The organism is Myroides sp. C15-4, from assembly GCF_050522745.1.
Classification (GTDB): Bacteria; Bacteroidota; Bacteroidia; order Flavobacteriales; family Flavobacteriaceae; genus Flavobacterium.
The window spans coordinates 1-26,001 of sequence record NZ_JBMVQX010000044.1; the positions used below are offsets into that span (position 1 = coordinate 1).

Sequence of the window (26,001 nt, forward strand, 5' to 3'; positions counted from 1 at the left end):
AGAGCAGGATTCGAACCTGCGAAGGTTTCCCAACGGATTTACAGTCCGTCCTCGTTGGCCGCTTGAGTATCTCCCCTTTCAGCGTATGCCTTCAGTTCTGTAATAGAACGGTGCAAAGATAGCGCTGTTTTGTTAATCTGCAAGAGAATTGTCTCTTTTTTTTGTTCAGTCTGCCTCTGAAAATCATTAACTATTTGGTTATAAAAAACTAAGCCTTTAAAATTTTTGAAATCTATTTTTTTTAAAAAGGATCAAATGCTGAAAAAGGAAGAAGTAAACGCCTATATCTTGATGTTTTTACTTAGTTCATCGCTCGGAATTGTGCAGGTGTTACTTGGGTACAACGTTTAAAGTAACGACAAAATAAGGACGCATCCGCAAAGTGTAACTCCAGGCTGATCTCATTTATGGATAGGGTAGAGGACTTCAATAGGGATTTGGCGTGTAAGATGACCACATGTTCGATCCAATGCGTCAGTGCATGCCCAGTTTCCTTTTTAACCAAGGTCGTTAAGTATTGAGGCGTTAAATGGAGTTTCTCTGCGTAAAAGGATACTTGCCTTTCTTTTTTATAATGCTGTGACAAATGTAGGTAGAAATCATCGACAAGCTGAGATTTTCGCGTTTTAACCACACCGCGTTGCTCACATCGTGTTTGGTAGGAATCCGATAGTGCTGTGATTAAAGCAAAAATAAGGTACTGTATGATCGTTTTTTTACTCTTGCTGTGCTGTTCAAAGTAGTACTGTTCCAGTAAAATCAAAAAAGGATGCAAACGAACATTGTTGAGCTGTTTGTTGCAAATAACAGGATGCCAACGTACTTCATTATTGGTGATAAATTCTCGCAAGATGGGATAGGCACTGATAAAATCCAATGACATGAGGATGGAAGTGACTTCAAAGTCAGACGAAACCTCTTGTGGATCTAAAATCAGCTGAGGTAAGACGACCACCCAATCCCCTTCGTTAACGGTGTATTCCTCAAAGTTGATCATAATGCGAACACTACCTTTGGAACAATACGACAACAATAACCCATCAAACTGATGCTTGTAATCGGTGTAGTGTGGGTGGAGGCGATGAATGTCTTTTAAAAGTGCAATGCCTTCTATCTTGATCTCGTCGTGAATTTGATGAAAATCGTAAATCGTTTGAATGGTGAGAAAATGTTGCATTTTTTTAGTTTAAAAATAGAAGAAATTACAGAATGAATAGTAGCTGTACGTGTTAATGTTTGATATAGCTGTGTTTTTTAACTAAGTTGAGTCCTTCAATCTTATAAATTGAATAGAAAAGAGAAGAATTTGAACAAATTATTCCCAAGAGGTTTAATTAAATTTGTTGATCTAAAAAGCAAACAAAGCATCGTTGACTAACAAAGAAAAAATGACACGCATAGATTTAACCCAAGTAGATAAAAAAGAAATTGTAGCGGTATTGAATGCATCCTTTGCAGACTACATCGTTCCTTTACAACTCACAGTGGAACAGTTAGAGTTTAAGATAGCGGCGGAGAACATTCAGCTAGACCTATCTGTAGGCCTCGTAGAAGATGATCAGTTGGTTGGTTTTATGTTGCACGCAATTAATACAGTGGATGGAAAATTAACGGCTTATAATGCTGCAACAGGAGTAATCCCTTCCCATCGTGGTCAAGGTCTGGTAGGCAAAATGTATGAATGGCTCTTGCAACACCTACAGCCATTAAACGTAGAACAACTGGTTTTGGAAGTCATTGAAAACAATCATGCTGCTATTCGAGCCTATGAAAAAATGGAGTATCACATCGCCAGAAAGTTAGCCTGTTTTGAAGGTGAGGCCGTAACAGCTAAACGAGAACCTTCTTTTGAATTCAAGGCTTTAACCGACTTTAATTGGCCTGTTTTTTGTTCGTTTTGGGAGATTCAACCCGCTTGGCAGTATACGGTTTCTGCTTTGGAAAAAAGCAAGAACCGTTGTTGTACACTTGGGGCTTATGATCAGGAGCAGCTGGTGGGATACATTATTTTCAATCCTACAACCAAACGAATCTTGCAACTAGCTGTTGCCGAAACACATCGAAGAAGAGGGATTGCTACGCATTTCATTCAAATGATGAAAGAAAGAACGGCATCTAATGAAGTGTATGTGTACAATGTAGACGAAACATCAGTAGCAACCACAGCTTTTTTTCAGCAGTTAAATTTGAAAAGTGAATTAGCTCAATATGAAATGAAACGCGTGTTCTAGTAGTACGTTATAGTTGGGGTGAATAGTCTTTTTTCAACAGGCTAAAAATCTCACCATCTACAAATTTTTCTTTTTCATAGAAATAATCGCGTAAAACACCTTCTGATTGCAGTCCAACTTTTTCCAACAACTTGCGAGAAGCTAGGTTAGAGGGGTCGATAAATGCCTCAATACGGTGTAAGTTAAAATGCTCAAAACCAAAGGGAATCAAGGCTTGAATAGCTTCAGTCATGATACCTGTTTGCCAAAAATCAGGGTGTAATTCATAACCTATTTCAGCTCTAAAGTTTTCTATTGAAAAATTGTGAAACCCACAAGTACCAATTAGGTGTTGAGGTTGTTCGATTCGAGCAATAGCCCAGCGGATGGAATCGTTATTTTGATAGCGCTCTTGCCAAGCCAATAACAATTCATGTGCCTCCTGAACGGATTCGAAGGTGGGGAGATCGTAGAATGCTGTTACTTCATCTCTAGAAAAGTAATCAAATAGCGCTGGGGCATCTGTAAAATGAAGCGCGCGTAGGAGTAAGCGCTCCGTTTCTATTGTTGGAAATTCGTTGAAAAACATAGGATTTAAATTTGAGCGTTAAAAAAAAAATAAAAGTAGCCATTAAAAGAGGGCCAACCGCTTATTTCCTTTTCTAATGAGGAGAAAAGGAAATGGTGGCCGAAATTAATGAAACCCAGTGGTGTTACAGCTGAATGTTGTATTTCTCGTGTTCTGACTGAAAGTCTTTGGTAATTAAACGTCCAAAATCAGGGCGATTCACTTCATTTAGATCTATATCTACTAGGATCAGTGCTTCTTGATTAGCTGCTTTAGCAAGAACTTCTCCATCGGGATTGACAAGTTGGCTTTCTCCGCGGTAGGCTTCTAGTTCACCATCAAAATACTCTTCCCCAATGCGATTACAGCTGATGTAAAAACACTGATTTTCCAAGGCGCGAATGGGAATAATTGTCGGCGTAACTGGACCGCCAAAACAAGCGGAGTGACAAATCACATCAACTGCTTGTAATTTGAGTAGAGAAGTGTGTTGAGGAAACCAACAATCAAAGCAAACCGTCAAACCAATATTTCCGTGATTACTAGGAAATACAACAGCCGTATCTCCTGCCTGAAAGAATCGTTTTTCATAATCGGGTAGGTGGATTTTGCGGTAAGAGGCCACCAAGCCCTGTGCGCCAACGAGAATAGAAGTGTTGTAAAGCACTCCTTGATCGATTTCGGGAATTGTACCAGAAATATAACCATTTCCCGTTTCAGCCAGTAAGTTGGACAAAAAGTCTACCGTAGGACTATCGCGAAGATCTTCTACAAAAGGCAGAATTTCTTCTTTGGTGTCCATGGCATAGCCCGTGGTGAAAAATTCAGGTAAAACCAGTAAATCAAACGTTTCCTTTTTGATCTTAGCTGCAATATAATCTAGATTTGCTTGTCTGTCACGCCAAATCACGGCATACTGAAAAAAACCTACTCGCATATATATCCTTGTATTTGGGTTATTCTACGCCTTAAAGGTAAGTAGAATTAATAGAGCAGAACGCTCTTGTTTGTATTTAAGATGATTTTATAGCAAGGTAAATTTCCATTTCAGCTTGTGTTGGATCTTGTGCTTTAGGTCCGTAGACTTCAAAATCGGAGGTATACGCTCGATTGAGGTCTGGGGAATTCCAAATGTCCATCCATTCGCGAAGTACGACATTTTCCTGCAAATTACCGCATACAAGACGTTGTAGATATGGCCCTTCGGGAATAATATGCGCCACCATTCCCTCGGGAACCTCTGCTAAGGAACTCACCCGACAGCCAATAATAGTGGTATAGGGAGCTGTAAAATCACTTTCATATTGCGTATAAATAGCGTAAATCGTATCTGTAAAAGCATGTGGAATTTTTTCTAGGAGTTGTTGGCTGTGAAACGCCTCCCACAATTGTGGAATATCCAAGGCTGCTTGTTCTTCTTGATTGGTGGTACGCACTGCAATACCAATAATAGGGATGGCTTTTAAGTGTTTGATATTCATGATAAATAGGTTGTTTAGCGCAAAGATAGTTGGTGTGTATGACAACGGTATGTCAATAGTGAGCCAAGAAAAAACAGGTTGACAAGTAAAAAAAGAGAAACAAGGTTTTGTAATAATTTGACGATATTATAGTTAATATTTTACTTAAACATAAAAAAAACTGTATTTTTGGTTCAAATTATAATTATATCTCATTTGTCTGAATAGTTGAGATGGTGAACACTCCAAAAAAAAGAGTATTTTTGGTAAAAATATAAGTACTTCTAATTGTAGCTTACTATGAATTTATATAATCCCGTATTTCTAGTGATAGATGATCATCCGATGATTTTAACTAGTTATATTCGCTTGTTGCGTGAAAATTTTTTAGAAAGTACTTTTTATGCTAGTGAAACGATTCCCAAAGCGATTGAGTATTTGGATGAATTGCAGAGTATTGATATGTTGATCATTGACTATAACTTGGCAAAAAACTTTGACGTTCAACTGCGTATCTCGGATGGACAAAAACTTGCACTATACGCAAAAGAGAAGTTTCCCAAGGCAAAAATTATCATGATCACGGGACATGAAGAAGCCTTGTTGATCTATAGTATTCACAAAAAAGTACGTCCAGATGCCTTACTAATGAAGGCCGATGTTACGGATGAATTGTTGATTGAGACCATTCGCCAGTGCATGATTGGTCAAGTATTTTACAGTATTGGAGTAAAAAATGTACTCAGCTTATTGGCTAAACGTCAATTAATGCAACAAGAACAATATATTGAAATCCTGATGTTGCTAGACAAAGGATATAAAGTTCAGGAAATCTGTGAGATTGTCTTTAAGAGCCAAAGTACCGTCCAACGCATGCTGACAACCATGAAAAAGGAGTTTGGTGTAAACGATTTATCGGAGCTTTTGAAGCAAGTAAAGTTCCAAGGATTCATTTAATTTTAAGAAATCTAGATTAATTCCGTTGAAAAATGAATGTTCAACTTTCATTTTTGTTAAAAGAAATGGGGTAAGCTTTGAAAAATAAGGGCGTATGCCTACTTTAGCCCTCGATATAGTCATGCTATAACGCTTGTGGTTTATGTGTTTGTCACATTGTTTTGCTGCATCGCGATAAAATGCAATTCGCAAACGTGTTAAAAATGAATATCTATTGATTAATTTAGGTAAGTAGGGATTGGTTGTGGGGACACCTATCCCTATTTTGCTTTTGCAATAATAACTTCTAATATAGTCCCTTTCGTTGCATTGGAATTAATAGTCAGTATTCCATTCATTTGGTTAACGCGAAACTGAATGTTTTTCAAGCCAATCCCTTTTTTAATTTCACTTACTTTAAAACCAACACCATTATCTTGAATTTTGATGTGATAGTTTGAGGTTGATTCGACGATGGATATAATCGAACGCGTAGCTTGTGCGTGTTTGATGATATTTTGAATTGACTCTTGAATAATGCGATATATATTCATTTTGGTTTCATAATCAAAATTACTCCAATCAAAATTGCGGGCAATGAGCAAAGTAAAGGTATGCCCAGGGGTTGTATTCTTCTCGATTAAGTTTTCTAAAATAGGCGTAAAGCTCCCTATAGCAAGGGATTGATCTTGGAGGTTATGAGAGATGCGTCTGATTTGTTGCTGTGCTTCTTCAATTTCAGACGCAATAAGCTGGCGATTTTCAGCTGTACACTCATTAGAGAGCATTAAGCGGATATTGAAAAGCGTATTGATGATACCATCATGTAATTCGGTACTGATGCGCGTTCGCTCGTCCAAAAGGGTTTTTTTAGCAATTTCTTCTTGCTGTAAAATAAGCTTATAGATTAATTCACGATCATGCTGTTGTTGCTGTTCAAACAACAAGCGCTTTTGAATCATTTTTTGCTTGAATAAAATGTAGATTAAAATCGATAGTAAAACAGCTAAAATAGAAAGGATACTGAAGAGCGTTACGCGTTGGGACAACAATTCATTTCTCGCTTCTAATTGAGCGGTTTCATATTCGATACGCGCAAATTTAGTTCGGTTTTCTATCTGCAGTGTTTTCAAACTATCATTAATCTCGTAATAGCGCTGGGTGTAGGCTTTGGCATTTTTTTGATCGTATAGGCTTAAATAACGCAAATTGGTCAGGGCCGTATTACGCGCTTTTACCGTTTCCGATATTTTAAATCCTTTTTGCCAGTATTCAACCGCTTTTAAGGTGTCATTCTGAGCGAGATAAAGCTCGCCAAAACGGCTGTAACTCGAAATAAGCCCTTGGGGAATCTGTAACCTAGCTCGTATGGCGTAAGCATCGTGAACTAAACGCTCCGCCTCGTTGAGTCGATTGGTCTTGATGTATGTTAACGCTAAGTTATTGTATAACATAGCGTGTACCAGACTGTTGTGTAAGTTTTGGGTCAGTAAATTTAATCCCTCTAACAAGGCCTTTTCTGCTTCTGTGTATTTTTGTATGCCGTTGTATAAATAGCCGATATTGTTGTATATCGTAACCCTTTGATATGTAACATCTTCTTTTGTATCATACGTATTGAGCAGATTTAGTGCTTGTTTGTAGTATAATATAGCCTCTTCGCTTTGTGAATTTTGATCGAGAATATTGGCAATAGTAACATAGGCTTCAAGTAGTAGCTTGTTATTTTTGTAAGGGGTAATCTTTTGTATAGAAGCAAATGCCTCTACTTCAGCTTGATTAAACAGCCCTTCCTCAAATAAAATAACGGCCATTGATTTTTGCATGATCCCCACATGTAAGGTATCCTGTTTGGCTTGGTAAAATTTGGCAGCATAGGAGTAGGATACATAAGCGCTATCTAATTTCACTATATCCTCATAATAATCGCCTAAATAAAGGTAGGCTTTGGCTATGTCGAGGGTGTCTTTGGCTTTTTGGGCGAGCGCTAATAAGTCCTGGCTCGTTTTAAAGTACAGCTTGTTTGCTTCAATGTTGTAAGAAACCCCAGCTAGTTTAAATAAGAGCTCCCGATGTGCTTTGGAATTGGCATCTTCTTGTATCGTTTGAAAGATAGAATCTAGTTTAGTTATTTTATGCTGCTGCTCTAGATCAGATTCTTCTAATTGCGTAAGATAATTAGATAAATCACTGTGTTTTTGTTTATTCACTTTCTGGGTACAAGAAGTTAAACAACAAACAACAACAAGCAGTAGAATAAAATAGTTTACTTTCATAACTGTTTCTTAAGAAAAACAAAGAAAGTTAAAAAAAGAATTAATCCCCAATTTTATGATTGAAAATTGGGGATTAAAGTGTTTGAATGATTTACTTTTTCTTATCTTTTAAAGTACCTACATCACCGTTCTCTAAGGTTTTTGAAGCACTGTTAATTACTTGCATATTCGTTGCAGCAGAATCTAAGGTTACGCCAAATGAAGCATTCCCTTCATTTGAGTTTGTTGATTTAGTAGTTACATTATTGTTTTTATAAACACTTCCGTTTGATTCTGTCGGCATAGTATCCGTAGAACATGAAGCTAACAATAGTAAAGCAAATACTGAAATGGAGGTAAGGACAGTTTTTTTCATTAGTAGTATGTTTTTAAAAAATTAGTTATTTATATTTTTTTCAATAAAAAGAAATAATTTAAATGTATATTTAAGGTTTATAAATAATTAAAAATCTTTTTTTATTATAAAATATTTAGATTGTCTAACAAACATATTTATATTTTACCTTGTACTTGTACAGAAAAACTGTATAATATGTTAAAAAAAAACACGAGTTTTGAGTTTTACCCTTTTAGTTATCGATGACCATCAAATGATTGTAGATTGGTATAGCCGAGTATTGCGACAGCGGTTTACTGATGCAACGCTATTGAGTGCTACTTCTGTTCAGGAAGGACTAACGCAAATTGATACTTGTACACAGCTGGATTTAATCGTTGTGGACTATAACTTGGGTAAAGGGGAAGAAGTAGAAGAAATTAAAGATGGAGTTGAATTTGTCACGGTTGCTAAAAGGAAGTTTCCCAATGTAGATGTGCTATTCATTACGGGACATGAGGGGGTTTTGATTCTGTACGATATTCACAAGAAACTCGTTCCTCAAGCGCTGTTGCTCAAAATGGATGTGAATGAGGAGGTTTTAATAAGTGCCATTCAAAAAGTATTGAATGGAGAGCGTTTTTACAGCGTTCACGCTAATGAAGCGCTAAAGGAAATTTACAAAAAAGAAACGTTGTTGCAGGAGCAAAATATTCAAATTTTACTGTTGCTTGACAAAGGTTTTCGCATTAAGGAAATTAGCGAAACACTGTATTTGAGTGAAAGTGCGGTCAATAAGAGAATTGCAGGATTAAAACAAACGTTTGACGTTTTGGATAACGGAGGATTAATCCGAAAAGTGAAAGAAGAGGGGTTTATCTAATAGCAATCTTTTGCAATAAATATTTAACATAGGATAAAAAAAATAGATTTTATAATTATACTTTCGCAAAAAAAATAAAATGAACTGGATTTTATTAATTATCGGAGGTTTTTTTGAAGTTGGATTTACGTATTGCTTAGGGAAAGCAAATGAAACAAAAGGAACGGAATCTATTTGGTGGTACGGAGGATTTCTATTTGCCCTATGTATGAGCATGGCTTTGTTAATCAAGGCAACACAAACGTTGCCCCTGGGAACAGCTTATGCTGTTTGGACGGGAATTGGCGCAGTGGGAACGGTATTAGTGGGTATTTTGGTATTTAAAGATCCTGCTACGTTTTGGCGTTTGTTTTTTATCGCTACATTAATCGGTTCTATTATTGGTTTAAAAGTTGTTTCAGCTACATAAGGATACTCTTTTTTATAAACTGTTTTTGCAATTAATCCCAAATTAATCTTTATATTTGAGTCAAAATAAAATGTTAAATCATTTAAAATTGCAAGAAAAATGAAAAAAATCAAAATGTTGACAATGGGGCTATTGGTATTGACTTTAGCGTCGTGTAATGAAAAGAAAGGAACAGAGAAAGCACCAGAACTAGAGGTAGAAGCACCTGTAGTAGAAACAGCAGTGACGACCAAAGCAAATTTATTTGGAAGTTGGGAGCTGGTGGCTATCCACACCGAAGATACCGCAGATAAAAAAATAGAGGAGTTATTTCCAGGTCAAAGACCTACATTGAGTTTCGAAGGAAATTTGATGGTTCACGGGAATGATGGATGTAATACCTTAACAGGGGAATATGAAGTGAAAGAAAACAACGGAATTGTCATTGGTGATAAATTAGGGGCAACGCGTATGTTTTGTGAAGGAGTAGCGGATGTTGCCTTTACCAAAGGATTGACAGAAGTGACAAACTATGAGATCACAGAAAGTGCTTTACTCTTTAAAAATGGAGCTAAAGTAGTGATGGAGTTTAAACAAATAAACCCAGATATACAACAAGAAGTAAAGTAAGTTATACCGATAAAAAAAGCGACGTTTTTAAAACGTCGCTTTTTTTTGTGTTATTTACGATAGCCAAAGAGTTGATTTTCTTTGATCATTGTTGCAATTCCCGGAGGCAATTTGTTTTCCCATCCTTCTTCATTACACTGAAGGGAGCGCAGTACATCGCGAGAAAAGATATCTAAATTCTTTAATTCGTAATTGGTGATATCGACAATCTGATTGTTTTTCTTAAAGAATTTATACAATTCTTTAATATGTAAATCGACTTTTAGATTTTTAGAATCGATGATTGTTCCTATCTCATCTTTCATTGGATACAGGTATATTGTCATTTGGTTTCGGAATAGCTTTCCTAATGCCTCTAAAATGCCGCCTGTTAGGTTGGCATAATACTTTTCTTCAAAAATATTCAGCAAGCTACTAACCCCCATAGAAAGGGCAATTTTCTCCGAAGTATAGCGCGAGAAATAAGCCGTTAGTTTATAGTACTCTTGGAAGTTAGAGATCATAACCGTTTGTCCTAAGGAGCACAGCAAGTCTGCACGATGTAGGAAGTCATTTTCATCCAAATTACCTTCCATCAAAAGATTGGATAGGGTAATCTCAAATATAACGGTTGTATCCTGTCTTAGGAGTTGATTTTCTTCTACAAAAGAGTCGAGTGCTTTTTTGTACATATTCATATTGACCAAGGTAACAGGGCGGAAACTACCACGAAGAGCTAGAATATTCTTGCGATATAAGTCATTTGCCGCTAGTCTACTTTGTCCATTAGGGCCAAACATAACCGCTTCCGTCATGCCGTTTTTAACCAATTGCAAGCTCATTAAACGGTTGTCAATATGAGAAAACAAATGGCCAGTAAAACTAATACTGTCAATTTCAATTTGATCGCGATCCAAGTGATCATACAAACAACTGATTAATTTCTTGGGATCGTGATGTTGGTAATACGCCCCATAGATGAGGTTTACCCCCAAAATACCCAAGGTTTCTTGTTGTAGCTTAGAATCAGTTTCTTTAAATTGAATGTGAAGGATGATTTTGCTATAGGCTTCATTTGGCGCAGTTTGAAAGATGATCCCAACCCAGCCATGTCCTTTGTTCTTTTTGGCATAGTCAATAGTTGCTACCGTATTGGCATAGCTAAAAAAAGTTTTAGTAGGATTTGCAGCACGAGGGATTCGATCTTCTATTTTCTTCGTTTCATAATCCAACATTTTGTTTAGTCGGCTTTCTGTTACATATCGTCCATCGTCTTCTACACTATAGATGGCATCGCTAAACGATTTGTCATAGGCTGACATTGCCTTGGCTACTGTTCGAGAGGAACCACCAGCGCGAAAGAAATGGCGAACAGTCTCTTGACCTGCACCAATCTCAGCAAATGTTCCATAAATATTGTGATTGAGGTTTATACGGAGTGCCTTATCCGAAATAGCAGGCTGATGTTCAATAATTCGATCCCCTTCTAATACTAGATCTTCTGCAAAATGTTCCATTTATTGGCTTTTGAAACAAAGTAACAAATTATGTACAACAAAAAAAAAGATAAAGTGTACTTTTGTATAAAAAGGAATAGGTTTTGGAAATACGTTTTTTAGGTACAGGTACCTCTCAAGGAGTTCCCGTGATAGCAATAGATCACCCCGTTGGTAAAAGTTTAGATAAACGCGATTATCGATTGCGTACCTCAGCTCTAATTACTTGGGATGATGTAACCCTATTGATCGATTGCGGTCCAGATTTTAGACAGCAAATGCTACAAGCAGATTGCAGGTATCTCGATGCTATTTTGTTTACGCATGAACACGCAGATCACATTGCAGGATTAGATGAAATACGCCCTTTAACCTTGCTCTACGGTCCTATGCCAATTTACGCTTCTAATCGGGTGATAACGGCCTTAGAAAAGCGATATGACTATATTTTTACCACAGAAAATCGCTATCCTGGTGCACCAAGTGTAGAACCCCATATTATTGAAGAAGATCAGCCGTTTTACATCAAGGGAAAACCCATTATTCCCCTGGCTATTCAACATGGGGATTTACCCATTTTTGGTTTTCGATTAGGTGATTTAGTCTATATTACAGATGCCAAATACATCGAAGAAAAAGAAGTGGAAAAGATAAAAGGATGCGCTGTTTTGGTTGTAAATGCCTTGAGAATAAAAGAACATCCCACTCACTTTAATTTGGAAGAAGCCTTGGCCTTTATTGAGAAAATCAATCCTTGTCATGCTTACCTCATTCATATTTCACAAGATTTAGGTTTTTGCGAAGAAGTGGAAAAGATATTGCCAAAAAATGTATCTTTGGCCTACGATGAACAACAAATAAAACTCCTATAAATCATGAGACATAAAGTCTTTTTTTACCTTTTTGTATTTTCAGTATTAGTTATAGCCCTCTTGTACAATACAAATCGCAACATGATGAAATCAGAAGAGAAGAAAATCGAAATAGCCCATAAGCGAATCGCTATAGTTCGAGATTCTTTAAAGCTGGCATCGAAAGAATTAAGTGACGCGAAGTACTTTTCATTGGAGTACAACGACGATGCACAAGAATATTTCAACTACAAAACGCTAGATCAAGATGTGGACAAAATCCGCGAGGAAATCTTGGCCTTAAATCACCTGGAAACAGGGAATCCTTTAGTGCCTTATGGCGCAATGAATGAACAAAAGTGTATCATTAATAAAGTAAAATTTATTAATCACCGATGGATTATAGCCGATTTTTATTCAGGAGCTGTACATGGAGAAGTATTGATAAAATACTTTTATGATCCTGAAAAACCGACTAATTTTTCAACTATTGAAACCGTTTTATATTCAACACACTAAAAGATTATAGGATGAGAAAAATTGGACTAGTAGTAGGTGTACTCTTATCAGTTAGTTTAGTTTCCTGTGATTTTATCCTAAAGGATAGGAAAAGCAATGAACAACAAGAAAAGACGATCACAACGGATGGGGGCACAACCGTCGTAGGTGAAGAAGATGGCTTTGGTTGTGCTTATACAGCAGGCTATCGCTACAGTTATTTAGTAGCAGATTGTATTCGCGTGTTTGAAGTGGGATTCCGCTTAAATCCAATCGAAGACGAAGGAAACCTAGAAAATGATTTAGAAAATAATGAAGTAAGTTGCTTTGTGCTCTTTGCAAAAGATGGCAAAGAAGCTGAAATATTCTTGCCTCAAAAAGAAAAAAGCATTGTCCTAACAAGCGATAAAACGAAAACCATTTACTTGAAAGAGGGGTGGAGCTTGAATGTAGAAAATGGCATGGTGCTGAAATATAAAGACCAAGTAAAGTTTACAGCCGCAAAAACAATTGACTTACAGTTGATTCCTTCAGATCAAGTCATTGAAGGCGTGGAAGAAGGAGAAGTTTTTTAAGTTTACGGTTCACGTTTACGGTTTATAGTTTACGGTTCACATTTTACCATTCACTACTCACCACTTACCATTCACTACTTACCACTTACCATTCACTACGTATAGAATTACATAAAATAAGCATCGTATCACAGGTATTAACTGTTTGATACGATGCTTTTTTTTTTGAGATTGTTCGAATCAAGAGCTACTCATCGGCTCTATAAAATTTTCTTTTTTAGCAAAGATGCGTACAATCCCCCCGTCATGCTGACGAAGGAAGCATCGTATCAGTACATCGACACCGTATGTGTTTTTTTCAGTATAACGGATTCATTGGATGCTACCTTTCCTTTCTCCAGGTGACACAGGCGGATTAGCTAGTCGCTGTTTGATTGGATGACTATGCTCATCCTCTCATCGTCTTCCGCCATTTTACTAGTTTAAGTATGGTATTCTTTTAGTTTTGTTCGACACTCCTTGAAGTTTACTAAGGAAATTGGGCTTTTTGTCGAAGGATGGTTGGAGCACTGTTGGAGAATTACCAAAGCATACTTGTTTAAGATTCCTCTTTTTGGGTAAGTGGTGAATGGTGAATGGTGAATGGTGAGTGGTGAATGGTGAGTGGTAAGTGGTAAGTGGTAAGTGGTGAGTGGTGAGTGGTAAGTGGTAAGTGGTGAGTGGTGAGTGGTAAGTGGTAAGTGGTGAGTGGTGAGTGGTGAGTGGTAAGTGGTGAGTGGTAATTTGTTAAGAGCAAATCGAAGATTCATCGAATACTAAAACAAAATATCAACTAAGTGAGATAAAGAGCAAATCGAAGATTCATCGAATACTAAAATAAAATATAAACTAAGTGAGATACAGAGCAACTGATTAACTGTCAACTGTCAACCAATCCTCTACATGATCGGCTAGTTGTTGAATGTCATTTAAAAACATGGAGGTGTGATACCCATCTGCAATTGCGTGATTGACATAAACGGAGAGGGGGATTAATACGCGTTCTTGGTCTTGGTAGAATTTGCCAAAGCGGATAATGGGTTTCAAGAAATCGGTATCATGGGAAGTATCTTGGCTAATGCTGTCAAAGCTAATCCAAGGCACGCAAGAGATTGGTACAAAATTAGCAGGTAGTCCTGATTTTACTTTGATGCCTTTGACGTGTTTATACTGTTCGATATCCTGGACAATGGCTTGATGAAAGGCTTGAAAATCGGCGTGATAGACGCTCCACAAATCAGAGAAGGTTTTATCATCGTCGTGGAAGAGTGTAAACTGAGGGGAGAGAAAATCCCAAACACCCAATTGACCTTCGTGTATACAAGTACGCAAAGCTTCGCTATTGTTTAGTGCACGTAGGATAACATAGAGGAAAGTTGGAAAGAATTTGTATCCTTTTGACTTATAGGTAGCCACAAGGGTTGTAATATCAATTTTGATACTAACGGTATATTTTGTTTTAAGTTGGGTACGATAGTAGTCGTAATAAGGGGTTCTACTCCAAGTTTCTCTGTCGATTGGAGTAAACGTGGGTAACTTGTTTTTCATTTATTTGCTGTAAAACGGTTGATCGTGGTTGTAAAAATAGTCGCTAAAATTACCATTAGGTTCGAGGCGAATAATATCGATATAGTCCTCTTTTTTCAAATGTGGTTTACATAGATTGGAGATAACATCGGCAATTTCTTTAAATCCAGCGGCATTTTTGACTTGACAATCAACGGCAAAAATATAGTGTGGTTTTTGGTCTATTTGCTCGTTATACGTCCAACCAAGGTAAGCGGAGGAGATAGCGGGAATAGAAGCAAACGTTTTCTTTAACTCTTGCAATAAGGCTGTTGGTTCTGTTTCGGGTTTTCCAATGCGTGCTTGCATGTGAATGTGTGCTACATTGTCTTTGATTACATTAAAAATAGAACCATTTAGCATCTCTGCTACTTCGTTGGGTACAAGTTCTTTGTACACTTTTGAAAAGGGGTTTACAAGGATATAGTGTCCCATAGCCAGTTCTAAAAAGGCTCTACCGTTGACTTTCATATAGCTCATTTCGTCTTGGATGGCTCCTTGATCGTAAATGTGTTTCGGATCTGTAAAAACGGGAATTCTCTGATCTTCAAAGGTAATAATTGGTGCATTTGCGTTGAAGCTATTGGCCTGATTATACTCTTTTTTTACCAATACATAAATGTCGTTTTTTAAGAATTTTTCGTAAAAAACAGCGCGATAGGCTTCGATCGTTCCTGCTTTTTCTATGATGTCTGCCAGTGGCAAGTTTTTATTTATCGCTTTTTGCGTGGATTGAGTCATGGTCGCTATTTTATCTTTGCTCATCAAACTTACGACTAATTCTACTTTATTTATCTAAAATAATCTTAAAGATTATCATGCCGTTCAAGGGAGGAGAAATGATCGAACTAAATGGAGACTAGAGTAGGAAGAAAAAGAAGTGTTTTTTAATTTGCTAATTTGTTTTTGAGAATTTATTGCTTTCTTCTATCTTTGGAGCACTATGAAGCCAACAGTAAAAATTATTGAATGTCCGCGCGATGCAATGCAAGGCATTAAAATGTTTATCCCAACAGAAAAAAAAGTACAATACGTACAAGCATTATTGCGTGTAGGATTTGATACGATAGATTTCGGAAGTTTTGTATCTGCCAAGGCGATTCCTCAAATGATCGATACGACAGAGGTATTGGCACAGCTAGATTTGAGTAAAACCCAAAGCAAGTTATTAGCGATCATTGCCAATACACGTGGGGCAGAAGAAGCATCTGTACACAAAGAAATTCAGTACTTGGGATTTCCCTTTTCTATTTCGGAGAATTTTCAAATGCGAAATACCCATAAGACGATTGCAGAATCTTTAGTTACCCTGCAAGAGATCCTCAATATTGCTAATAAGACCAACAAAGAAGTAGTGGCTTATTTGTCTATGGGCTTTGGTAATCCTTATGGAGATCCATGGAATGTGGATATTGTTGGAGAATGGACAGAGCGATTGGCTACCATGGGGGTAAAAATACTTTCTTTATCCGATACGGTGGGAAGTTCAACGCCAGAAGTAATTGATTATTTGTACAGCAATTTGATCCCTGCTTATCCGGAGATTGAATTTGGTGCGCATTTACACACGACGCCAGACTCGTGGTTTGAAAAAATTGATGCGGCTTATAAAGCAGGTTGTTTGCGTTATGACGGGGCAATTAAAGGGTATGGAGGATGTCCAATGGCGAAAGATGATTTAACTGGTAATATGCCAACAGAAAAAATGTTAAGTTATTTTACTGCGAATAAGATTGAAACCAATTTAAGTGCCATGTCTTTTGAGAGCGCCTATAATGAAGCGTTAAAAGTTTTTAATTTTTACCACTAGTATTTTTTTAACTGAATAAAAAAAACTAAATTTGCGTGCAATTCAACTACAATTGCACATGAAAGCACACACAACAAAAATCATCGGCCAAGGACTAACTTACGATGATGTTCTTTTAGTTCCAAATTATTCGGAAGTTTTACCACGGGAGGTAAGTTTAAAAACAAATTTTTCAAGAAATATTACGCTGAATGTTCCTATTATATCTGCGGCGATGGATACAGTAACGGAAAGCGAAATGGCTATTGCTATTGCTCGTGAAGGAGGAATTGGAGTTATCCATAAAAATATGACCATTGAAGAGCAAGCAAAAGAGGTTCGCAAAGTGAAGCGAGCAGAGTCAGGAATGATTATCGATCCTGTAACGCTCCCTTTAACAGCAACCGTAGGAGATGCTAAGAAAGCCATGGCTGAATACAGTATTGGAGGTATTCCAGTAGTGGATGAGCACGGTGTTTTAAAAGGAATTATCACCAATAGAGATATGCGTTTTGAAAAAGAGAACGCAAAGCCTATTACGGAGGTAATGACAAAAGAAAACTTAGTAACTGCTGCAGAAGGAACAACTTTAGAGCAAGCGGAAGGTATTCTACAAGAGAATAAAATTGAGAAATTACCTGTAGTAAATACGGAGTATAAATTAGTGGGACTCATTACTTTTAGAGATATCACTAAATTAACACTAAAACCCAACGCAAATAAAGATCAATTTGGTCGTTTACGCGTTGCGGCAGCTTTAGGTGTTACACATGATACGGTTGAGCGCGCAACAGCTTTAGTAAAAGCTGGAGTAGATGCTTTAATTATCGATACGGCACATGGACATACACAAGGTGTTGTAGGCGTATTGAAAGCCGTGAAACAAGCTTTTCCACAAATCGACGTTGTAGTAGGTAATATCGCTACACCAGAGGCTGCTTTATATTTAGTAGAAGCAGGCGCTGATGCAGTGAAAGTGGGAATTGGTCCTGGATCAATTTGTACAACTCGCGTGGTAGCAGGTGTGGGATTCCCTCAGTTTTCTGCTATTATGGAAGTTGCCGCTGCTTTAAAAGGTACAGGCGTTCCCGTTATCGGAGATGGAGGATTACGCTATACAGGAGATATCCCTAAAGCAATCGGTGCAGGTGCTGATTGTGTGATGTTAGGATCTATGTTAGCAGGAACAAAAGAATCACCAGGAGAAACAATTATCTTTGAAGGTAGAAAGTTCAAAGCATACCGCGGAATGGGATCTGTTGCTGCCATGAAACAAGGATCTAAAGATCGCTATTTCCAAGATGTAGAGGATGACGTGAAAAAATTAGTTCCAGAAGGAATTGAAGGTCGCGTTCCATACAAAGGGGAATTAAACGAGAGTATGTTACAATTTATTGGAGGTTTACGCGCTGGTATGGGATACTGTGGTGCCAAAGACATCCCAACCCTACAAGAAGTAGCTCGTTTTGTACAGCTAACAGCTTCAGGTATTGGTGAAAGTCATCCACATAATATCACCATTACTAAATCAGCTCCTAACTATTCAAGATAGATAAAACTTATTTCAATTTTAAAAGCTATAACCCTATAGTTATAGCTTTTTTGTGTGCAATATAAAAAACGCCTCCTTTGTGGAGGCGTTTTTGGTTTACAGGCTAACAGTTAGTAGTTTAGTAATCAGTTAATCAGTTAATCAGTTAATCAGTTAATAGTTAATAGTTTACAACTCACAACTTCACAAACTGAACCACTTACCTCTCACGACTCACCTCTCACGACTCACGACTCACCACCCTAAACTATTTCCTACTTTCTTGCATCAGTTTTTGAAGTAATTCTTGTTGTTGTTTGATATCTGTTTGTAGGGATTGAATGAGGTCTTGAAGTGGATCTTGGGCAAACTCTAAAGAATCTCCTACTGGGGTATCAAAGTTTTGCTGTAAGAAGTCACGCATAAAAGGCAGCTCCTCTTCTATATTTGTTGCGTATTGATATAAATCAGAATGAATCTCTAAATACTTAGCTCCATTTTCCTTCTCGTGAATGATAACTGAAAAAGGATTGATTCCCTGTGAGTTATATTCGCTTTTCTTTTGAGAAGAGCCTTTCTCATCATTAAACTGTGTGGTGATTTGTATAATTTCATTATTGGAATTTCGCTTGATGTTTGAAAAGCGAAGGTTTGCTACTTTTTCAGCATTGATTTCTTTTTCAATCGCTTTTAAATCAGCTGCAGTACTCTCTTTTGAAATTTCGTAAGAAAAAGTTTTGTTTTTTATCGTAACTTGTTCTTTTCCTTGTGCAAATGCAGGTAGGGAAGCAAAAAATAAACTTATCCCTAGTAAGGTAATGGAAAGCGTAGATTTCCATGTTGTTTTGGTTAAACTGAAACGATTCATATGGTTAATTTTATTGTTAATTTGTAAGCTTTGTTAGGGCTAAATTATAAATTTAATGCTTAAATAATTTTTAAAAAATAATACGCACTTGTTAAAGAATAATGAAATTTATGGCAAAACTTCGTCGTGAAACGGCAATTATATCAAACGGAACGACTCATTCCATTTTAGCTGATGGCTACTGGGACGAGCAAAAAGGAAAGCTACCCTTGGTAATCTTTTGCCATGGGTATAAAGGCTTTAAAGATTGGGGAGCTTGGGATTTGGTTATGCAGACGATAGCCAAAGCGGGATTTGTTGCGGTTAAATTCAACTTTTCACACAATGGTACATCCTTAACGCAACCTATGGAATTTGTGGATTTGGAGGCTTTTGGAGCTAATACTTACACCCAAGAACAAAAGGATTTGAGTGCAGTTATTGCGTATTATCAAGCACAACCTTTTGTAGATGAAACTCAAATTTTTTTAATTGGACATAGTCGAGGAGGAGGAGCCGTGTTGTTGCAAACCTATTACAACAATAAAGTAACAGGGGCTATCTCTTGGGCAGGAGTTGCTGATTTTAAAAAGCGATTTCCACAACGCGATAACTTTGAACAATGGCAAAAAGATGGCGTTTTCTATAGTATGAATGGAAGAACCAAGCAACAAATGCCACATTATCTTTCTTTTTGGGAAGACTTTGAAGCAAATGAACAGGCCTTGACTATACAATATGCAGCACAAAATTTGAGAAAACCGGTCTTGATCGTCAATGGTACTGCTGATCAGGCGGTTAGTGTCAAAGAAGCAGAACTATTACACCTGTGGATTAAAGGATCGACATTGTTTATTTTGGAGGGAGCAGATCATGTTTTTGGGGCAAGACATCCCTATGAAGAAGAAGAACTACCAAGTGATTTACAACAAGTAGTTGAGCAGACCATTGCGTTTTTGAAAGTGCATATCACTGTATAGCTGGACTAAAAAAGCACCTAGAAACGTTATAATAGCGAAATTTCATCCATTGAAATGAGTTGATGTTGCACGGCATAGACGATTAATCCTACTACATTTTTTGCCCCAGTTTTGAGGAATAGACTGTTCTTGTGACCTTCTACTGTTTTGGGAGAAAGAAACAGGTGATCTGCAATTTCTTTGCCTGTTTTCTGTTTGGCAATTAGGAGGAGTATTTCGAGCTCTCTGTCTGTTAAGGCAAGTTTTAAATCAGAGGTAATCGCTGTGTTTTTGATCAGCATTTGCTCCCTGAGCAATGAAAATTGAGCGGGTAATAAGTAGAATCCTTTGGCCTCTACTTCGCGTATTACGTCGAGTAATACGGCAGGTTTGGTATTTTTGGGTAAAAAGGCAGCAAATCCCGTTTTGACAATGAAGCTAATGAGGCTGTCATTGTAATGTGAAGACAAAAGAATTACAGGTGTTTCAATTCCCAAGTGGCGCAATTGCTTTAAAAGTTCTAACCCATCTACTTCTCCAATGCGAAAATCGAAGATGAAAACATCGGGAACTACAGTTGCACGTTCCATAGCGTGTTGAAAATCTAGTCCAGAATTATAGGTTGCCATGACTTCAATAGCAGGGTCCTGTTGGAGGAAATTAGCCAGTAAATCGGTGATGAGTACTTCGTCATCCACGAGGATTAGTTTTGTTTTCATGTCGGTTATTTTAGGGGGATTAGCAGTAGAAATAAGGTTCCTGAATGAGGTTGAGGTTTGTATTTATACGACGCTTGTAATAAAGTTGTTCGCAGTTGAATATTTTGCATCCCCAATCCCGTTTTCTTTTCGAGATCGGAAAATCCTCGGCCATTATCTCGTAGAGCAAAGACAACCGCCTGTTGAGATAAACGCAAGTGCACCTCAATTTCACTTGCGTGTGCGTATTTGTGTATGTTGTTCATTAATTCTTGCGCAATGCGGAGAATATGTGTTTTTTGCTCTGTTGAAAGTTCGACGGCTACCTGTTTATTAATCCGCAAGTGTACCGTATAAAAAGCATTCCACTGTTGAAAAAAATCCTTGATTATATGGTCTAGGGTTGCGTATTCTAAAAGCGGGGGATTCAAATCATGGGAAATACGCCTCGTTAGTGAAATGGCGTCTTGGATGTGATCTACAATAGTCGGCTCTTCTTGTTTTAGCTGGGATTGTAAATATAAGATAGTTAATGAATTAATCACAGAATCGTGTAAATCACTGCCAATGCGTTGCCTTTCTTTTTCTTGAATCTCAATAGAAGACAGCTGTAGTTTTTTGTGATGTTGCTGGTTTAGTGTTTGAATTTGATGTTGGGTCTCCAAGTGTTTTCTGTGATTTAGTTTTAAAAGTAAGATAAAAGCTATGCTAATGATTAGCACAAGTAGTAATCCAAGGATCAGCCAGATTAGGACTGTGTGTTCATTTTGCTCGTGATTTTGCATAGGACGATAGTGGTTAAAAGGTAAAAAAGCAGTGTAATAACACTATTGGCTAGCCAAAAAAACAATACGTTTTCCGGATTTCCTGTAATTAATACTTGCAGGGGTAGATAGTACAAGCAACTATAGGTAAAATAGACCAATACAATTGCATGAAATAGGAAAAAGGAAGTACTATACGTTTGCCATTTATTTTTTATCAGATGGTATGAATAGTATAGGGTAACCAAAAATAAAGACAAGGAGGCCATACTCCTCGTATACGACTGGAATTGTTGCAAGGCTTGAAAGTCAGTTGTGCTTAGCTCATAAATCAGTAGAATTAACACGGGAACAGTACTGTATAGAAATGCTATATTTTTTGTATGTGCATAGTAAATGTAGGCGAACCACCCTAATTCCAGCAGGCCAAAAATGGGAATCAAGATAAGGTTGTTGCCTAGTTTTCTGCCTAATAGTTCACCTAGATAAATAAAGAATAAAGACGTAATAAGATACCCTATAAAGGCTATTTTATAGCGAGTAGGGGGCATTTTTAGTAAGGCATATAAAATAAGTAGAAATAGGACAACGGGGTTTAAATAAGTAACGTAATTTATGAAATTAAGCCTAGTCATTGGTTATACGCTAGTTCGTGTTTCCTATTTTCACTTGCTCTAATAGTGCAAATTGACGTTTTTGTTCTTTTTTTGTTCGTAATTGATTTGTCATATGGGTTGTAAGCAAATTTTATATTCGAGGGATTTTGGGTTTTATACTCATCCAAATTTAAGTAAAATTTATGTTTTTTTATCTTTTTAGTATCAAATACTAAAGGGTTAAACGATTTTTTTGGCTGGTATTGTTGAAAATTTAGCGAAAACTTAATTTAAAAGCTGTTTTATTTGGTTTCACTTCGTTTATCTTTCTTTTATTGCTTTATCTGTAAGAAAATTAAAGATGGGATGAAGGGAAAAAAAGAAGGGAAAACCCGTAAATTTTAAAAATAGGGAAAACCCTTGGTTGTTTTCACAATATGTGAATTATTTTTGATTGCAGAAATAAGCTGTAAAGCGGTTTATCTCTTTACAATTTATTCTTTATTAGTTGACTGAAATAGTAAAAATTGGAAAGCGCTACAGCGCCTTATCTAACGTGTGATTTAAAGTAAAAAAATCTTTTTAATACGATAAACCACGGGAGCTTTACTTGTTAAACTAATTTATATTTCAATTCCCCACAATAATTTTTAATATCTTGAAAGAAGAGCGCTTAGAATTTCTACAGCGCTTTTTTTTTGGAAATGAATAGGTGAGCGAATGGAACCCACCACCTCATCTACGCACTGCTGATTAAGGAATTGATCTTTTATGGTTGATTTGGAGTAAATTAGTATGGCTTATGCTTTCATAAACCGCACAAAAAACAAACGACTCTTTTGTTTAAGAAAAAATTAGTATTTATTTTAGTAAAATATCTAATTTTAAACAAGTAACCTATTATGAAATACGCCTTTACTATTTTTTTGTTTTTTGTTTTAGGTTTTGCTTGCACAACGGGATATAGTCAAATTAATTTGGTTCGCAATCCAAGCTTTGAGCTGGTCAATCAACCTAACTTGTTGTGTAATTTTTATCAAACGTCTATATCCTTTGACAATGCGATTGTAAATTGGACCACGCCTACAACGGGTACATCCGATATTTATCACATGAGCTTAAATAGGCAATGTGTATTACATCCTTTGAGTACTTCTAATTCAAATTTAGGAAATCGCGCACCAAGAACAGGAGATAGTATGGTTGGTTTACTGTTGTATTCGCCGAACTCTAAACGCGAGTATATACAAGGAGAATTAAATGAACCCCTACAGGCTGGACATCGCTATAGCATAACCTTTTATGTTTCTTTGGCGCTTAAAAGTCAATTTGCTTCCAATAATTTTGGCGTGAAGTTCTACGACGAATACTTTTTTCAAAACTCTAATGATGTCATTGATGTAGTACCCGACGCGAATCACCCTCTTATTATCACCCAAAGATTTGGATGGGTTTTGGTGGAGTTGGAGTATACCCCTCAAACTTCAGGGGCAAACTACTTTATCATTGGTAACTTTTTTAACGATGAACAGACCCTACTTGAACAAGATCCAACTGCTGAAGACGAGGTGATGAGGGCGTACTATTATATCGATGATGTGGCTATCACGAGTAAAACGGCAACTTTTGAGGTGATTGATTCGCTTTGTCAGGGTACTACTATCGAATTGCCTAAACAATCTAAAGAAGGGTATACGGGAACTTGGTCGCCAGCACCTAATAATCAAGAAACAACAACCTATACGTTTACAGCAGATGACCCTACTGTTGATGCTGCTACTTTGACCATTGAGATAATCAAACCTTATATTGAACCCTTGTTTACTTTAACAACAACACAATGTGAGGGAACTATTGTCGCGCTCCCTACTACTTCTGAAAATGGTTATACGGGCACTTGGTCACCTGAATTTAATCCGACAACGACAACAACGTATACCTTTACACCCGACGAGGGCTTTTGTGTGTTACCTAAAACGATTGATATCGTCATTACACCTAAAATAGAACCACAATTTGAACTTCCTATTTTTATTTGCCCTGGAGAGCTGCTCGATGAACTTCCTCTGGTTTCTGCTAATGGAATAGCGGGAACTTGGACTCCTGCCTTAAATCTCCAGCAAACTACAACCTATACATTCACGCCTCTTGAAGGCTATTGTGCACATGCTGCATCAGTAACAATTGAGGTAAAGCATCCTAAAACACCTCGATTGGAGTACTATTGTGCTAAAGATCAGTTGTACATAGAAGCACAGCCGAATTCTTTTTCTCCTGCTTCGTCTTTTCACTGGTCTATTAATCAAGTGGAAGTGGAGGAAAATAGTCCGAAAGTAAGTTTGTCCACCTATCGTCATTTACTGCGTGAGGATGATAATACAGTGGTGTTAACCACAAGAGATGAATACGGTTGTAGTGCGAGTACTACGTTGGAGTTGTATGGAGCGAAGAACCTGTGCTTTATTCCAAGGGGGATTTCACCACAAGGAGATCAGTTGAATGATGCGTTTGATTTGGAAAATTTTGGAGGGGTTTCCCTTCAGCTATTTAATCGCTATGGACAACGGGTGTACCATAAGAAGAATTACACCAAACAATGGGAAGGACAATCTGATGGAGGGAAGCTATTGCCTTCTGGGACGTATTTCTACCATATTCTGACAGCAAAGAACGAGGAGTTTACTGGATGGGTACAACTGATGCGTGAGTTTTAATCTTTTTTAGGTGCAAGAATTCCGTTATAGATGCTGGTGGATGCAGTGGAAAAGATCGCCTTTGGAACGCAATTAATCGGTGAATTTCTTTTATCTTTCCTCTTTGAACGATTAACCATTAACGTTGTATCATGAAAGTAGCCATCATAGGTGCTGGAATAGGGGGATTAACCTTGGCTATTGCCCTAAAGAAAGCGGGAATTTCCTTTGTCGTATACGAAGCAACAGCAGCGATCAAACCTGTGGGTGCGGGAATTGCTATCGCCAATAATGCGATGCAAGTGTATCGCCATTTAGGAGTTGATAAAGCCTTAACTAACAAAGGAGTACGCATTTCTACTGTGATGCTAACCGATATGGAATTAGCCGTATTGGATCAAACGTCCTTGGCTTCTTTTGAACAAAAATATCAATTGGCCAATATTGCCATTCATCGAAGTGCATTGCACCACGTACTCCTGGAAGCTGTAGGCCTAGAAAACATCCAATTAAATAAGCGTTTACAGGAAATTAACACGGATGAACACGGACAGTATCACCTTGAATTTGAGGATGAAACCCATGCGGTTCATACTTTTGTAATTGGTGCAGATGGCTTGCGCTCACGCGTGAGACAATTGGTCTTTGGTACTTATGCGCTGCGCAATGCTAAACAAGTATGTTGGCGTGGCGTATTGCCTTTTACCCTGCCTACACCTTACGCCAATACTGCAGTAGAAAGTTGGGGTAGAGGTAAGCGTTTAGGGTTTGTGCAGTTGAATGAAAAACAGACCTATTGGTATTTTCTCATTGATGAAGGGCGCTATAAACCCCATACCTCCGTAGGGGATTATGTAGAGGATTGTCCGTTGTGGATCAAAGAAATGATTCAACAAACCGATGCATCCGCTATTCACTGCGATCGAATCTATGACCTTAAACCGTTTTCTACCTGGTACCACAATAGGGTTTGTCTCATCGGTGATGCTGCTCATGCTACCACGCCAAACCTCGGGCAAGGAGCTTGTCAAGCGATTGAGGATGTGTATGTAATCAGTAAATTATTGGAACGCTATCCGCTAGAAGAAGCGCTACAGCGATTCCCCGCTCTGAGACGTTCAAAAGCACATGCTATTGTACGCGATAGTTGGACATTAGGTCAAATTGCCCAGTTTCGCCACCCTTTACTCGTGCTCATACGCAATGCTGCTTTTCGCTTGCTACCTGCTTTTATGAAAAAACAACAGATGACAAAGATGTTTGAGCTGAATGATTGATGGGGTGTTCGATGAACCTACACTGCGTTTCGGTTTCTCATCTCCCTTTTCCCTTTTCCTCTAAGTTTTGGTGTTCAATGAATCTTCGTTGCTCATTGTTCATTGCTCGTTGCTCGTTCCCCACTCACCACTCACCACTCACCACTCACCACTCACCACTCACCATGTACGTCCCTGACATAGGTTGACCATAAAAATTCAATTTTCCTATGAAAGTCAACGTTCAACAAATTAAA

Annotated in this window: 26 protein-coding genes; 13 read left to right on the plus strand and 13 right to left on the minus strand. The window is 37.6% G+C overall.

Features of this window, described 5'->3' with window-relative positions:
* Nucleotides 1-301 precede the first annotated feature (301 nt).
* Nucleotides 302-1,177 (minus strand): helix-turn-helix transcriptional regulator, encoded by an 876-nt coding sequence (locus ACPDHL_RS14785; protein WP_430533515.1) that lies wholly within the window; start codon nucleotides 1,175-1,177, stop codon nucleotides 302-304.
* A 211-nt stretch (nucleotides 1,178-1,388) separates the two neighbouring features.
* Between ACPDHL_RS14785 and ACPDHL_RS14790 the strand changes: the two genes are divergently transcribed.
* The gene (locus ACPDHL_RS14790; protein ID WP_430533516.1) at nucleotides 1,389-2,231 is read left to right on the plus strand and encodes a GNAT family N-acetyltransferase; all 843 of its coding nucleotides are present in this window, start codon (nucleotides 1,389-1,391) and stop codon (nucleotides 2,229-2,231) included.
* A gap of 7 nt (nucleotides 2,232-2,238) precedes the next feature.
* Here ACPDHL_RS14790 and ACPDHL_RS14795 read toward each other — a convergent pair whose 3' ends face one another.
* The 3 genes from ACPDHL_RS14795 to ACPDHL_RS14805 all read right to left on the minus strand — a co-directional run bounded on the left by ACPDHL_RS14795 (nucleotide 2,239) and on the right by ACPDHL_RS14805 (nucleotide 4,259).
* Nucleotides 2,239-2,799, minus strand: a complete 561-nt coding sequence (locus ACPDHL_RS14795) for a GNAT family N-acetyltransferase (RefSeq protein WP_430533517.1) — start codon at nucleotides 2,797-2,799, stop codon at nucleotides 2,239-2,241.
* A 124-nt stretch (nucleotides 2,800-2,923) separates the two neighbouring features.
* On the minus strand, nucleotides 2,924-3,715 hold the full coding sequence (locus ACPDHL_RS14800) for a carbon-nitrogen hydrolase family protein (protein WP_430533518.1): 792 nt from the start codon (nucleotides 3,713-3,715) through the stop codon (nucleotides 2,924-2,926).
* 76 nt (nucleotides 3,716-3,791) lie between these two features.
* Nucleotides 3,792-4,259, minus strand: coding sequence for a GyrI-like domain-containing protein (locus tag ACPDHL_RS14805; RefSeq protein ID WP_430533519.1), 468 nt, complete (start codon nucleotides 4,257-4,259; stop codon nucleotides 3,792-3,794).
* 279 nt (nucleotides 4,260-4,538) lie between these two features.
* Here ACPDHL_RS14805 and ACPDHL_RS14810 point away from each other — a divergent pair, with 279 nt between their 5' ends.
* Nucleotides 4,539-5,195, plus strand: coding sequence for a DNA-binding response regulator (locus ACPDHL_RS14810; protein WP_430533520.1), 657 nt, complete (start codon nucleotides 4,539-4,541; stop codon nucleotides 5,193-5,195).
* A 260-nt stretch (nucleotides 5,196-5,455) separates the two neighbouring features.
* On the opposite strand, the gene ACPDHL_RS14815 is transcribed toward ACPDHL_RS14810, so the two are convergent.
* The gene (locus ACPDHL_RS14815; protein ID WP_430533521.1) at nucleotides 5,456-7,450 is read right to left on the minus strand and encodes a tetratricopeptide repeat-containing sensor histidine kinase; all 1,995 of its coding nucleotides are present in this window, start codon (nucleotides 7,448-7,450) and stop codon (nucleotides 5,456-5,458) included.
* A 91-nt stretch (nucleotides 7,451-7,541) separates the two neighbouring features.
* Entirely contained in the window at nucleotides 7,542-7,805 is a 264-nt protein-coding gene (locus ACPDHL_RS14820; RefSeq protein WP_430533522.1) for a hypothetical protein, read from the minus strand.
* 199 nt (nucleotides 7,806-8,004) lie between these two features.
* On the opposite strand from ACPDHL_RS14820, the gene ACPDHL_RS14825 reads away from it, so the two are divergent.
* The 3 genes from ACPDHL_RS14825 (at nucleotide 8,005) to ACPDHL_RS14835 (ending at nucleotide 9,667) form a co-directional block, all read left to right on the plus strand.
* Nucleotides 8,005-8,649, plus strand: coding sequence for a DNA-binding response regulator (locus ACPDHL_RS14825; RefSeq protein WP_430533523.1), 645 nt, complete (start codon nucleotides 8,005-8,007; stop codon nucleotides 8,647-8,649).
* A 79-nt stretch (nucleotides 8,650-8,728) separates the two neighbouring features.
* Entirely contained in the window at nucleotides 8,729-9,058 is a 330-nt protein-coding gene (locus tag ACPDHL_RS14830; protein WP_430533524.1) for a DMT family transporter, read from the plus strand.
* A 99-nt stretch (nucleotides 9,059-9,157) separates the two neighbouring features.
* Nucleotides 9,158-9,667, plus strand: a complete 510-nt coding sequence (locus tag ACPDHL_RS14835; protein WP_430533525.1) for an META domain-containing protein — start codon at nucleotides 9,158-9,160, stop codon at nucleotides 9,665-9,667.
* A 50-nt stretch (nucleotides 9,668-9,717) separates the two neighbouring features.
* On the opposite strand, the gene ACPDHL_RS14840 is transcribed toward ACPDHL_RS14835, so the two are convergent.
* A complete protein-coding gene (locus tag ACPDHL_RS14840; RefSeq protein WP_430533526.1) occupies nucleotides 9,718-11,163 on the minus strand; it encodes a TonB-dependent receptor in 1,446 nt (481 codons plus the stop codon).
* 83 nt (nucleotides 11,164-11,246) lie between these two features.
* Here ACPDHL_RS14840 and ACPDHL_RS14845 point away from each other — a divergent pair, with 83 nt between their 5' ends.
* From ACPDHL_RS14845 to ACPDHL_RS14855, 3 genes are all read left to right on the plus strand, one after another.
* Nucleotides 11,247-12,014, plus strand: a complete 768-nt coding sequence (locus tag ACPDHL_RS14845) for an MBL fold metallo-hydrolase (protein ID WP_430533527.1) — start codon at nucleotides 11,247-11,249, stop codon at nucleotides 12,012-12,014.
* Between the two features lie 81 nt (nucleotides 12,015-12,095).
* On the plus strand, nucleotides 12,096-12,512 hold the full coding sequence (locus tag ACPDHL_RS14850) for a hydrolase (protein ID WP_430533528.1): 417 nt from the start codon (nucleotides 12,096-12,098) through the stop codon (nucleotides 12,510-12,512).
* 11 nt (nucleotides 12,513-12,523) lie between these two features.
* A complete protein-coding gene (locus ACPDHL_RS14855; RefSeq protein WP_430533529.1) occupies nucleotides 12,524-13,066 on the plus strand; it encodes a hypothetical protein in 543 nt (180 codons plus the stop codon).
* Nucleotides 13,067-13,918: 852 nt separating this feature from the next.
* On the opposite strand, the gene ACPDHL_RS14860 is transcribed toward ACPDHL_RS14855, so the two are convergent.
* Nucleotides 13,919-14,593, minus strand: coding sequence for a CatA-like O-acetyltransferase (locus ACPDHL_RS14860; protein WP_430533530.1), 675 nt, complete (start codon nucleotides 14,591-14,593; stop codon nucleotides 13,919-13,921).
* Complete coding sequence (locus ACPDHL_RS14865; RefSeq protein WP_430533531.1) at nucleotides 14,594-15,376, minus strand: enhanced serine sensitivity protein SseB; 783 nt, start codon at nucleotides 15,374-15,376, stop codon at nucleotides 14,594-14,596.
* A gap of 178 nt (nucleotides 15,377-15,554) precedes the next feature.
* Here ACPDHL_RS14865 and ACPDHL_RS14870 point away from each other — a divergent pair, with 178 nt between their 5' ends.
* On the plus strand, nucleotides 15,555-16,421 hold the full coding sequence (locus tag ACPDHL_RS14870; protein ID WP_430533532.1) for a hydroxymethylglutaryl-CoA lyase: 867 nt from the start codon (nucleotides 15,555-15,557) through the stop codon (nucleotides 16,419-16,421).
* 58 nt (nucleotides 16,422-16,479) lie between these two features.
* Nucleotides 16,480-17,952, plus strand: coding sequence for an IMP dehydrogenase (gene guaB, locus ACPDHL_RS14875; protein ID WP_430533533.1), 1,473 nt, complete (start codon nucleotides 16,480-16,482; stop codon nucleotides 17,950-17,952).
* A 247-nt stretch (nucleotides 17,953-18,199) separates the two neighbouring features.
* On the opposite strand, the gene ACPDHL_RS14880 is transcribed toward guaB, so the two are convergent.
* Nucleotides 18,200-18,799 (minus strand): hypothetical protein, encoded by a 600-nt coding sequence (locus tag ACPDHL_RS14880; protein WP_430533534.1) that lies wholly within the window; start codon nucleotides 18,797-18,799, stop codon nucleotides 18,200-18,202.
* A gap of 110 nt (nucleotides 18,800-18,909) precedes the next feature.
* Here ACPDHL_RS14880 and ACPDHL_RS14885 point away from each other — a divergent pair, with 110 nt between their 5' ends.
* Nucleotides 18,910-19,758: an alpha/beta hydrolase family protein gene (locus ACPDHL_RS14885; RefSeq protein ID WP_430533535.1), complete on the plus strand. Its 849-nt coding sequence runs from the start codon at nucleotides 18,910-18,912 to the stop codon at nucleotides 19,756-19,758.
* 26 nt (nucleotides 19,759-19,784) lie between these two features.
* On the opposite strand, the gene ACPDHL_RS14890 is transcribed toward ACPDHL_RS14885, so the two are convergent.
* Genes ACPDHL_RS14890 through ACPDHL_RS14900 form a run of 3 tightly spaced genes read right to left on the minus strand, consistent with a single transcriptional unit; the run spans nucleotide 19,785 to nucleotide 21,750 of the window.
* Nucleotides 19,785-20,456: a response regulator transcription factor gene (locus ACPDHL_RS14890; RefSeq protein ID WP_430533536.1), complete on the minus strand. Its 672-nt coding sequence runs from the start codon at nucleotides 20,454-20,456 to the stop codon at nucleotides 19,785-19,787.
* Nucleotides 20,457-20,461: 5 nt separating this feature from the next.
* The gene (locus tag ACPDHL_RS14895) at nucleotides 20,462-21,220 is read right to left on the minus strand and encodes a sensor histidine kinase (protein ID WP_430533537.1); all 759 of its coding nucleotides are present in this window, start codon (nucleotides 21,218-21,220) and stop codon (nucleotides 20,462-20,464) included.
* Entirely contained in the window at nucleotides 21,184-21,750 is a 567-nt protein-coding gene (locus tag ACPDHL_RS14900; RefSeq protein ID WP_430533538.1) for a hypothetical protein, read from the minus strand. Before ACPDHL_RS14900 ends, ACPDHL_RS14895 begins: the two co-directional genes overlap by 37 nt.
* Before the next feature lie 947 nt (nucleotides 21,751-22,697).
* On the opposite strand from ACPDHL_RS14900, the gene ACPDHL_RS14905 reads away from it, so the two are divergent.
* On the plus strand, nucleotides 22,698-24,509 hold the full coding sequence (locus ACPDHL_RS14905; RefSeq protein ID WP_430533539.1) for a gliding motility-associated C-terminal domain-containing protein: 1,812 nt from the start codon (nucleotides 22,698-22,700) through the stop codon (nucleotides 24,507-24,509).
* Nucleotides 24,510-24,640: 131 nt separating this feature from the next.
* Nucleotides 24,641-25,765 carry an FAD-dependent monooxygenase gene (locus ACPDHL_RS14910; protein WP_430533540.1) on the plus strand — a complete coding sequence of 375 codons (1,125 nt, stop codon included), beginning with the start codon at nucleotides 24,641-24,643 and terminating at the stop codon, nucleotides 25,763-25,765.
* Nucleotides 25,766-26,001: the final 236 nt, after the last annotated feature.